At 65.3% G+C, this 10872-nt stretch carries 9 protein-coding genes and 1 tRNA gene; 6 read left to right on the forward strand and 4 right to left on the reverse strand.

Annotation, left to right across the window (positions count from 1 at the left end; translation table 11 throughout):
* Positions 1-68: 68 nt before the first annotated feature.
* Positions 69-2141, forward strand: coding sequence for a hypothetical protein (locus tag OZN62_RS03640; protein ID WP_269101388.1), 2073 nt, complete (start codon positions 69-71; stop codon positions 2139-2141).
* On the opposite strand, the gene OZN62_RS03645 is transcribed toward OZN62_RS03640, so the two are convergent.
* The gene (locus tag OZN62_RS03645; RefSeq protein WP_269101389.1) at positions 2138-2614 is read right to left on the reverse strand and encodes a DUF6456 domain-containing protein; all 477 of its coding nucleotides are present in this window, start codon (positions 2612-2614) and stop codon (positions 2138-2140) included. The genes OZN62_RS03640 and OZN62_RS03645 overlap by 4 nt on opposite strands.
* A gap of 97 nt (positions 2615-2711) precedes the next feature.
* Between OZN62_RS03645 and OZN62_RS03650 the strand changes: the two genes are divergently transcribed.
* A complete protein-coding gene (locus OZN62_RS03650; protein WP_269102095.1) occupies positions 2712-3284 on the forward strand; it encodes a helix-turn-helix domain-containing protein in 573 nt (190 codons plus the stop codon).
* 26 nt (positions 3285-3310) lie between these two features.
* A complete protein-coding gene (locus OZN62_RS03655) occupies positions 3311-4489 on the forward strand; it encodes a glycosyltransferase (protein ID WP_269101390.1) in 1179 nt (392 codons plus the stop codon).
* A gap of 10 nt (positions 4490-4499) precedes the next feature.
* On the opposite strand, the gene secF is transcribed toward OZN62_RS03655, so the two are convergent.
* From secF to yajC, 3 genes are read right to left on the reverse strand one after another with little or no spacing between them, the layout of a single operon-like run.
* Positions 4500-5477: a protein translocase subunit SecF gene (gene secF, locus OZN62_RS03660; protein ID WP_269101391.1), complete on the reverse strand. Its 978-nt coding sequence runs from the start codon at positions 5475-5477 to the stop codon at positions 4500-4502.
* A 15-nt stretch (positions 5478-5492) separates the two neighbouring features.
* A complete protein-coding gene (gene secD, locus OZN62_RS03665) occupies positions 5493-7100 on the reverse strand; it encodes a protein translocase subunit SecD (RefSeq protein WP_269101392.1) in 1608 nt (535 codons plus the stop codon).
* Between the two features lie 22 nt (positions 7101-7122).
* Entirely contained in the window at positions 7123-7443 is a 321-nt protein-coding gene (gene yajC / locus OZN62_RS03670; RefSeq protein ID WP_269101393.1) for a preprotein translocase subunit YajC, read from the reverse strand.
* Between the two features lie 177 nt (positions 7444-7620).
* Here yajC and OZN62_RS03675 point away from each other — a divergent pair.
* From OZN62_RS03675 to OZN62_RS03685, 3 genes are all read left to right on the forward strand, one after another.
* Positions 7621-7697 (forward strand) — tRNA-Pro (locus OZN62_RS03675).
* Positions 7698-7813: 116 nt separating this feature from the next.
* A complete protein-coding gene (locus OZN62_RS03680; RefSeq protein WP_269101394.1) occupies positions 7814-9892 on the forward strand; it encodes a hypothetical protein in 2079 nt (692 codons plus the stop codon).
* A 28-nt stretch (positions 9893-9920) separates the two neighbouring features.
* The gene (locus tag OZN62_RS03685; protein ID WP_269101395.1) at positions 9921-10790 is read left to right on the forward strand and encodes a hypothetical protein; all 870 of its coding nucleotides are present in this window, start codon (positions 9921-9923) and stop codon (positions 10788-10790) included.
* Positions 10791-10872 lie beyond the last annotated feature (82 nt).

A 10872-nucleotide genomic window follows, 5' to 3' on the forward strand; every position in this document is an offset into this window, starting at 1 on the left:
TTGTAAAAGGGCCGTTAACCACGTTCGCTCATGGCGTTTGCACCAAGTAGCGCCACAACGGGCAATCTATGGGCCACGCCACTTCCTCCGCAGTTCGCGCCGATGATGCCGCGCAGGCAGATGCATTCGGCAGTCTGTCCACCTTGGGCGGACCCAAGAAGTTCAAGAAAAAGCCGGTTCTGGTCCTCGCTCCAGAGGAACTGGAAAAGGCGCATTCGATGTTCCAGGATGCCTCGGCAGAGCTGCTTGGCCAGCCGGTCGAACGACCTGCCCGCCCGGCCAGCTCGCTGCTGGGCCTGGCCCCGATGGACGACGAGAGCGCCAGCCCCGAAGACATGGGCGAGGTCGACGACGCGCAGAACGGCGGCGACGATGGCGATATCGTAACCAACGACGACGTGCTGGGCATGTCGCGCATTCGTGAAGCGGAAGAGCCCACCATCGCGGACCTGCCCGAATTGCCGGACGAGCACCTGGATATCGACGCCATGGCCGCCCAGGCGCTCGATCAGGACCTCGACATGGAGCACCGCATCTTCCCCTCGCTGCCGACGCAGCCGGAGGAGGAATTTGCTGAGCAGGACGAAGCGTTCGAGGCGGGACCGGAGTCCGAAGCGGACGCCGAACCGGAACTTGCCGTGGGACCTGCCTATTTCGACGAGCCGGAAGCCGAGGATTTCGTAACTCCGGAACCCGTCGATGAAGAAGCGCCGGCCGAAGAGACAGAAGCCGAAGTCGAGCCCATGCCCGAAGCGACAGGCTGGGAAGCCGAAGAGTTCGCAGGGGAAGCGCCCGCCGTCGAAAATGCTTTCGAGGCCGAAGAATACGACACTACGGAAGCCGAAGCGGCGGATTTCGACGAACCGGCAGAGCTCGAGCACGCCGAACTGGACCAATTCGCCGAAGACGAGGTGGTCGACGAGGAAGCCGATCTCGCAGAGTCGGCGGACGACAAGCCCGCCCGCAGCAAGCCGAGCGCGCTTGACCGGGTGGTGCTGCGCGTGCCCCCTGCCCCGTACCAGCCGCCCGCAGGCGATCCGCTGGTTCCGGTCGGACAACGCGCCGCAAAGCCGGAGAGCCTGGAAACGCCCGACGCATTCCGCGCGCCGCGTATCGAAGATGCGCCGGAAGCGCGGCCGGCCAGCCGTTACATCGCTCCGTTCGACGACAACCGCGCAGCCTTCGGGCGCCATGCGCCGATCGCCCCGGACTTCGACGATGCGTTCGACGACGAACCGGAAGCCGAGACCTTCGACCCGCTGGCAGCCATGCGCGATGCGGTGACGCCGCCCGCTCCCGTGGAGCCGGAAGAAGCCGAAGCCATGGGCGAAGAGGAATCCTTCAGCGACGAGCCGACGATCGAAGATTCACTGCCGGAAGCGCCGGAAGAACTGGCGACCGAAGCAGGCTTTGCCGAAGAAGCGGAGACCGAGCAGGACTTCATCGAGGAGCCGGAAGCCGAAGACACCTTCACCGCGGAAGCGGACAGCGAAGAAGCCTTGGCCGAGCTGCCGGAAGACGAAGAGCCGGCACCTGTCGCAGTCGAAGCCGCGGAAGTCGAGGAAGTCGAGGAAGCCGAGGCCGAAGCTGTCGAGCCGGAAGTCGCCGGTCCGGACTTCGATGAACCGCTGGCCGAGACACCGCCGGTCGACGACTGGCAGGAACAGTTCGACGCCGTACCCGAACCCGGTTTTGCCTCCTTGGTCGAACCTGAGCGCGCCGCTGCGCAAGAGCCGCTCGAACTGGGTATGTACGACGAAATCGAGGCCGAGGACGAGCTGGCCGAAGGCGAAGCGGAGAAATTCGCAACGGGCAACGTCGAATGGCCCGAGACCGAAGTCGAGGCGGAGGCTGAGCCAGAGACTGCCGCAGAACCCGTGGTGGAAGAGGTCGAGCAGCCGGCCGAAGCGGAAACCCGGTTCACCGAAATCGAGGACGACGAGGTCGATGGCTACGCCTTCATGTATGCCGACGTCTCGCGCGAGCGGACCCTCGACTCCGTCTCCTCCGGCCAGAGCAATTCGCTCCGCCAGAAGCTGATCCGCGAGCGCCAGCAGGAAGCCGCGGAAGCACGCGAACGGGCGCGCTCGCAATCGCTGGCAGGCAAGTTCGTCGCCTGGCTGCGCGGCCTGTTCGGCTAGGTTATCCGGTAGAAGTCGGCCACCCGGTCGAGCGCCAGCTTCAGCACCAGCTTGCCGCTGCGCGCCGGCCAGGCCAGCGCCCTTTCCGCAACCGGTAGCGACTCACCCGCGCAAACCACGCGCCAGAGGATGTCCTCCAGCCCCTTGCCCGCCTGCTTCAGCGCCCCGTCGAACCGTGTGCGTGCAGACAGCTGGCGTTCGGACGGGGTCAGGCCCTGGTCGCCCGTCCCCTTCACCCGCACCGGATCCCAGCGCATGGTGACATTGGGGCCAAGACTGGCGCGCTCGTAATCGGCGCGCAGCCGCTCGCCCGCGTCGAACAGCCGATCGTCGAGGTGGCCGTGGGCATGCAGCCAGCCCAGCGGGCTCTCGCCCAGGTTCACCGTCACGCTGCGGCGGCTCTTCACCGCGCCATTGCGACGGCGCGGGCCTTCTTCGGTCAGTTCCCGTTCGACGAGTTTGCGATGCTGCAAGGCTATTCCCCTTCTTCCTTCGCCGCGCGCCTTGCAAAAGCGAATCGGTTGTAGGAAAGGGGTTTTTGCAACCAGATTGGTTATTTGGAGCCTGATCGTGATCAACCGCATCCGCGACATTCGCAAGCAGAAGGGCATGACGCTGGCCGAGGTGGCCGCCGCTTGCGATCCGCCCACAACCGCGCAGACCATCGGGCGGCTGGAAACCGGCATGCGCAATCTCTCGCTCGCCTGGATGAACCGCATCGGTGCCGCGCTCGGCGTCGACCCGGAAACCCTGGTGAAAGGCGACGACGACCAGCCAACGCAGATCATCGCCCGGCTGACTGAAGCTGGAGCGGAAGCGCTGTCCGCCCCGCGTGATGCCATCCTGCCGACCGAGCTGGTCGATGCCGGTTCGCTGGTGTGCCTCTCGATCGAGACCAGCCAGGGCGAATATCGCAGCGGCGACCAGCTATGGATGCGGCAGGTCTCGCCGGAAGATGCCGCCAATCTCATCAACCGTGACGTGCTGGCACCCCGCTCCGGCGGACGCTTCGCCTTCGGTCGCCTGATCGACCGGCAAGGAACGCTGGTGGGCCTGCTGCCGCCGGGCATTGGCCAGCGACAGATCGTCATCGACAGCCCGGCCTGGCTGGCGGTGTCCGAAATGCTGGTGCGGAAACTCTAGGGAGCAGCCTACGCGAAGGTGACACGATGAGACGCGTCCTCTCCATCGCCACGCTCTATCCCAACGCCCATGTGCCGCGCTTCGGCACCTTCGTCGCCCGGCAGATGGAGGCGCTGGCCGCGCGGCCGGATTGGGAAGTGACGGTGATCAACCCGATCGGCGTGCCGCCGGTGCCGATGGGGCGCTACAAGGCACTGGCGGCTGCGGCGGTGTCGGGCGAAGAAGGCGGAGTCGACGTGCGCCGCCCGCGTTTCAACCTGATCCCCGCAGTGGGCGGCCCCTTCAATCCAAGGATGATCGCCCGCGCCGTGCTGCCGCTGGCGCGCCGGCTGCATGCGAACCAGCCATACGATCTCGTCGACGCGCAGTTCTTCTACCCCGATGGCCCTGCGGCGGCACGGATCGCGGCGGAACTGGACCTGCCGCTCAGCATCAAGGCGCGTGGGGCGGACATCTCGCACTGGGGCCACAAGGGCTATGCGCTGGCCAAGATGCAGGCCGCGTCCCGACAGGCGGCCGGCCTGCTGGCGGTCAGCGAGGCGCTGAAGGCGGACATGGCGGCAATCGGCCTGCCAGCCGACAAGATCACCGTGCACTACACCGGGCTGGACCATGAGCTGTTCCGGCCGCTGGGGCGCGGCAAGTGTCGGGAGCGGTTGGCCGAGGAGTTCAACGTCCAGTTGGGCGACGGCGACAAACTGCTGGTGACGGTCGGCGCGCTCATTCCACGAAAGGGGCAGCAGTTCGTCATCCGCGCCTTGCCGGAGCTGCCGGACACGCACCTCGCGCTGGTCGGTACGGGAGCGGACCGTGACGCCCTCGCCCAGCTCGCCTTCGAGTGCGACGTTTCGCATCGCGTGCACTTTCTCGGCAGCCTCGATCACGGGACGCTGCCGATGGTGCTGGGCGCTGCCAATGCCATGGTCCTGCCCTCGGCCAGCGAGGGCCTTGCCAATGCCTGGGTCGAGGCGCTCGCCTGCGGCATTCCGCTGGTCATTACCGACGCGGGCGGCGCGCGCGAACTGCTGACGCGGCCGGAAGCTGGGCGCATCGTCGAACGCAGCGTTGCAGGCGTTGCCGATGGCGTTCGCGAGGTATTTGCAGCCGGCTACAAGAAGAAGGACGTCGCCTCGAGCGTCGACCACTTCAGCTGGGAGGCCAACGCCGCCGCGCTGGCCGCCTATTACGAAAGCCTGCTAACCTAGGCCCGTCGACCTAGATCTCGCCGCGAGCCTTCTTTTCCTGCCGCTCGGCCACGGTTTCCTCGGGCACGAAGCTGTTGCTGGTCACGCCCAGCCACACCAGGATCGGCGCCGCCATGTAGACCGAGGAATAGGTACCCACGAAGATGCCCAGCACGATGGCGGCGGTCAGGCCGAACAGGCTGGCCGGGCCGAAGAGCAGCAGCGGGATCAGCGCGACGAGCAGCGTCAGCGAGGTCATCACCGTACGCGCCAGCGTCTCGTTCACCGACAGGTCGAGCAGCTCGGGCAGCTCCATCTTGCGGTACTTCTTCAGGTTCTCGCGGATACGGTCGTAGACGACGATGGTGTCGTTCAGCGAGTAGCCGATGATGGCCAGGATTGCGGCGATGATCTGCAGGCTGAATTCCAGCTGGAACAGCGCGAACATGCCCAGCGTCAGGCTGACGTCGTGGAACAGCGCGAACAGCGCGCCCACGCCGAACTGCCATTCGAAACGAATCCAGATGTAGGCGGCAATCGCCAGCATGGCGAACAGCAGCGCGTAGAGCGCAGTCTCGCGGAATTCACCGGACACCTTGCCCGAGACGGTGTTGTTCGAATCGACACGGAAATCCGCATGCGCTTCCGTCACCGCGCCGATGATCTGGTTGGCGATGCGGTTGGCGGCCGCGGGATCGCCCTCGGCCTCTTCCGGCAGCCGCACGCGGATGGAGACCTGGTTATCGTCGCCGAAGCGCTGGATCACCGGTTCGCCGAGCCCCAGCGTGCTGAGCGTGCCGCGCAGTTCACCGATGGGGGCTTCCTGCTCTTCGAGGAAGGTGCCGGTGATTTCCTGGCCGCCGGCGAAGTCAACGCCGTAGTTGAGGCCCTTGGTAAACACCAGCGCCCAGCTGGCCGCAATCAGCAGCAGGCTGACGACGTAAAAGGGTACCCGCCAGCGCAGGAACTTGATGTTGGTGTTTTCGGGGACGAGCTTGAGCAGTTTCATGTTTGGTCCCTCCCCTTACACGTTGATGTCGCTGGGGCGCTTGTCGCGCAGCCAGCCAGCGACCCACATGCGGGTGAGCGTCACCGCGGTGAAGACCGAGGTGAACAGGCCGATGATGAGGACGACGGCAAAGCCGCGCACTGGTCCGGAGCCGAACAGGAACAGCAGCACACCGGCGATGAAGTTGGTGACGTTGGCGTCGTAGATGGCGCGGCTGGCTTCCTTGTAGCCATTCTCCACCGCCGCCACGACGCGGCGCCCGCGTCGTCGTTCCTCGCGGATACGTTCGTTGATCAGCACGTTGGCGTCCACCGCTGCGCCGATAGTCAGCACGAAGCCGGCAATGCCGGGCAGCGTCAGCGTGGTGTTCATCACCGCCATGATGCCCAGCACCATCAGCACGTTGAAGACCAGCGCTACGGTCGAATAGATGCCGAAGCGGCCGTAAGTGGCAACCATCAGCAGTACGACCAGCATCGAACCGATACCCATGGCCACGGCGCCGGCCACGATCGAATCGCGGCCAAGGTCGGGGCCGACAGTGCGTTCCTCGATGATGGTCAGGTCCACCGGCAGCGCGCCCGAACGCAGCGAGATTGCCAGCGCATTGGCGCTTTCGACGGTGAAGCCGCCGGAAATCTGCGCCGAGCCGCTGAGGATCGGTTCGTTGAACGACGGCGCCGAGATCACCTCGTCATCGAGGATGATGGCGAAGCGGCGATCGACGTTCTGGGTGGAAAGCTGCGCGAAGCGGGCACCGCCCTGCGCGTCGAACTGGATTCCGACCACCGGTTCGTTGGTCTGCGCGTCGAAGCTCTGCTGCGCATTGGTCAGGCTGTCGCCGCGGATGCCGCCAAGCCGGTTGACCACCATGCCCAGGCCGGCCTGCACGTTGTCCTCCGCATAGGGCACCCATTCGGTACCCGGAATGGCGCGGGCGCGCGCCTCTTCCTCGGTCATTTCGAACTGCAGGCTGGGGGCAACCAGCTTGAATTCGAGGCGGGCGGTCTGGCCCAGCAGGTCTTTCAGCTGCTGCGGGTCTTCCAGGCCCGGCACCTGCACCACGATGCGGTTGTCACCCTGCCGGATGATGGTCGGCTCACGCGTGCCGAGATCGTCGATACGGCGGCGCACCACGTCGGTGGCGGAGTCCATCGCATCGGTCACGGCCTGGTCGAGGCCCTGCTCCGTCTGCGTCAGCACGAAGCGGCTGCCGTCGACGACCTGCAGCTGCCATTCGGCCACCAAGCCACTGCCGTTGATCAGCGGCAGCAGTTCCTCGCGGGCGCGGTCGATCTCGCTGGCATCCTCCAGCATGAAGGACAGGCGGTTGTCGGCAGTCGACACATCGCCGATCTGGATACGCGGCTGGGCGTCGCGCAGCGCCGTGCGCACGCTCTCTTCCATGGTTTCCAGCCGCTGGCGCTCAACCTGCGCCGGGTCGGCCTCCAGCAGGATGTGGCTGCCACCGGCAAGGTCGAGGCCGAGGTTGACTTCGGGCCCTTCGGCCCAGTCCGGCAGGTCCACGCCCGTCAGCGAAGTGATGGAAGGCACCGCCGCCAGGGCCACCAGCAGCGTGATGGCCCAGAGCGAAATGCGTTTCCAGAGAGGAAAATCGAGCATGGCTACCTATCCGAAAGGAGCGTCAGTCGTTGGCCGGCTTGCCACCGGGCGGCAGGATGTCGCCGATCGTGCTCTTGACGATCTTCACCCGCGTGCCCTGAGCGATTTCGACTTCGGCATAGTCGTCATCCACCTTCACGACCTTGCCGACGATGCCGCCGGCAGTCACGACCTTGTCGTTCTTCTTCATGGAGGCGACCTTTTGCTGGTGCTCCTTCGCGCGCTTCATCTGCGGGCGGAACAGCAGGAACCAGAAGATCAGGATCATACCGACAATGGGCAGGAACTGGAGCCAGCCGGGAGGGGCATCGGCAGCTCCGGCGGCGGCGAGGAAATCAAGCATGAGTCTCGGGTCCGTCCAAATTCGAGGAACAACTAGTGTGGGGAGGCCTCGGCGAGGTTCAAGTCGCACCCCTCCTCGGCACGTGGTGCGCGCGCCTAGCAGCATTGGTGATATGAGGCAATCGAGGTGGTTGCCAGCGGCGAAACTGCCCACTATAGGCGCGCTCTCCACTGGTCTCGGGAAGTAGCGCAGCCTGGTAGCGCATCACACTGGGGGTGTGGGGGTCGCAGGTTCGAATCCTGTCTTCCCGACCAGTGGTTTCCTCTCTTCAAATCGATAATTCCCACATGCCGTGACGTGCGTCACGCGCATCGACGGTGCAAGACGTCAATTTCCTCCCGACCGAGTTCACAAGGTTCCGGAGGAAGAGATGACGACTGCCACCAATCCCAAGCCTGATCGCCAGAAGCGCGCTGCCCATGCCCGCGACGTGCGCAACGAAGCCACCGTGCTGTCGCGCCGCCGGGCGAAGGGGCTCGGGACAATCAAGCAGAAGGGCAATGGCGAAGCTGGCCTGGTGCCGCCGATCGCCTCTTTCTCCAAGTCGCTCCAGCACGACAAGTATGGGATCGTGACGCAGTCGGACTTCGACCAGTTCCTCGATCAGCTGGGTCAGGACGGGCCCGACCGCAAGACCTCGCGGCGCTTCGACGATACCTGCCCCTCGGGCCGGCGTGCCGAGTTCAATGTTCCCCTCGCCAGTGGTGCGGAGCGGATTTTCGAGTCGCCGATCTGCGGCCATTACTACGAGCTCGAAGGCCCGGACATGGACGCGGTGGCCATGCCGCCCGCGCCCAAGGTCGGCTCGGACGAACTGGCGGTCGAGATGGCCGAAGTTTACTGGATGGCCTCGCTGCGCGACGAGCATGTCAGCAACCTGGAAAGCGGCGGCAATGCGCAGGTCACTGCCGCGGCGACATCCATTGGCGGAATGGACTGGTTCACCGGCCCGCAGCCCGCAAAGAAGCGTGAAGCCAGCCGCCGCCAGGCCCGGCTGGACGACAACGGCGACCTGACGCTGCAAACGCTGTTCCGCGGGTCGACGCCCGGTTCAAAGGTAGGACCCTACCTCTCGCAATTCCTGCTGATCGGAAACGAGGATCGTGGCAGCGCCGCCAACCGTTTCCAGATCGACACCGGGATGATCCAGTACGGCGCCCAGGTGGTCGACCAGCGCGTACTGCCGGCACGCTATGGCAAGGATTACATGACCACCTGGCAGTCCTGGCTCGATGTCCAGAACGGCAAGGATACCACCGATGCACTGGAATTCGAGGCAGACGGCGAACGCCGCTTCATCCACAAGCCGCGTGATCTGGCGCACTATGTCCACTTCGATGCGCTGTACCAGGCCTATCTCAATGCCTGCCTGTGGATGCTCTCGGTCGGGGCGCCGACCGACTCCGGCCTGCCGGAAGGCAAGGGCCATCCCACGCGCCAGGGCTTTGCCACTTTCGGCGGACCGCATATCCTCTCGCTGCTTACCGAGGTGGCGACGCGCGCGCTGAAGGCGGTGCGGCGGCAGAAGTTCCAGGTCCACCTGCGCGGCCGTCCGGAAGCCATCGGCGGCGCGCTGTGCCTGTCTGACAGCGCCCAGGCAAACAAGCTGGGCGATTTCGAGAATGCCGTGGCGTCGCTGCGGCAGCAGCTCAGCGCTGCCGGGGTGCCGCTGTCGCAGGATGCCGTTGGTTCGCCGGATTTCGCGCCAGGGCAGAACTGGCTGCTGCCGATGGCTTTCCCCGAAGGCTCGCCGGTACACGGCAGTTATGGCGCGGGCCATGCGACCGTGGCCGGTGCCTGCGTCACCATGATCAAGGCATTTTTCGAGATGTATGACCTGTCCGCCGTCAGTATCGGCGGTGCCTCGGGGCCCGAAGGCATCTATCGCGGCAGCAATGGCCTTGCGCTGCCGCAGATGATCGCCAATGCGCCGGCGCTGTTCGCCGATGAACTGTCGCTGTTCGATGCCTCCAGAAACAAGTTGCAGCAGTTCTACGTTCCCAATGCCAACGGCACCGCGCTGGACGCATGGGGAGGCGATGCCAGCGGCATCTCGCTGCTGGGCGAGCTAGACAAGCTGGCGGCGAACATCTCCATCGGCCGCGACTGGGCTGGGGTGCACTACTACACCGACTACTACGAATCGCTGCGCCTGGGCGAGCGGATCGCGGTCGGCATCCTGCAGGAACAGCTGCTCACCTGGACCGAGCCGATGTCGATGCGCTTCACCAGCTTCGACGGCGACTGGATCATGCTGGCCGGCACCGGCGGCGACTGCCATCCCGGCAACGGCGGCGTACCCGAAGCGGACCCGGCGCAGATCCTGGTCTGGCCCTACGACAACCGCACCCCTCCGTGGACCACGCGCAGCTACGCCAGCGACAAGTTCAACCGGGAAGTGCGCGAGGAAGCCGCCAAGTGGTGGAACCGCGCGCTGGACGACAGCTGAGAGGCGATTTGGACAGGAGGACATGGCCATGAATACGACGAACAGAACCGCGCTTGCGCTGGCCACCGCCAGCCTTGCGCTGAGCAGCTGCGGCTCTCCCGGACTGACGCGCCCGCAGGTGGCCGCCGCCCCTACCGCCAGCGAGATCGAGGTCCAGGCAGTCTCGCTGAATTGCGGACCGGGCGGTATCGGGGTCAGCAGTGTCACCCCTGCCCTGGTCGGACTGGCGGTCGACTTCGCCTTCAAGTTCGGCGAGGGACTGCTCGAGCGTGCGCAGAGCCGCCGCAACGCCGTGTGGGCGGCATCGGGCATCGCGCGGTGCGTGGAAACGCCCGGAGGTGCGTCGAGGACCTATCCGCTCTCGGTGGTGCGCGAAGTGCGCAATGTGCAAGGCTCGCGCGTGGGCGACCCGGGCTTCGCCCTGAGCGGCAACGTCACCTTCCATGCCGCCACGCGCGGCACCGGGAACAGCGCCAAACCCGCCATCACGATCGAGTTCGCGCCCACCGAGTTCGTCTATGGCCGCCATGCTCCCACCCGCAGCGGCAGCGGCCGCAAACACGTGATCGCTTACCTCGTCTTCAGCGAAAGCCCGTTCCTTGCAGCGGGTAGCCCGACCGGGGAAGAGAAAGCCATTACCGGGGCCTTGCGGATCGACCTGGGAAGGCTGGAGGATGGCTTCACCTATCCCGGGTCGATGATCGGACATGCCGGCTCCGTCACCACGATCGACGTCCCGGCATCGCCGAACATGGTGATGACCGCAATCGTCTTCGAATCGGACGATCCGTCGCTGGCTCTCGACGCCTTCACCGAGGCCTTTTCGGATAACGAAGATGCCATCGTGGAAGCCCTCCGCGACCTGTTCGGCGGATCCGATGCAGACGATGACGAATAGGCAGAGACAGGCGTGCCGACATTTCAGCTTCGGCTGAAAAACGCCTGATTCGTAACAGAAGTTGCTTCGCCAGCCCGATTGT

The organism is Aurantiacibacter sp. MUD11 (assembly GCF_026967575.1).
Taxonomy (GTDB): Bacteria; Pseudomonadota; Alphaproteobacteria; order Sphingomonadales; family Sphingomonadaceae; genus Alteraurantiacibacter.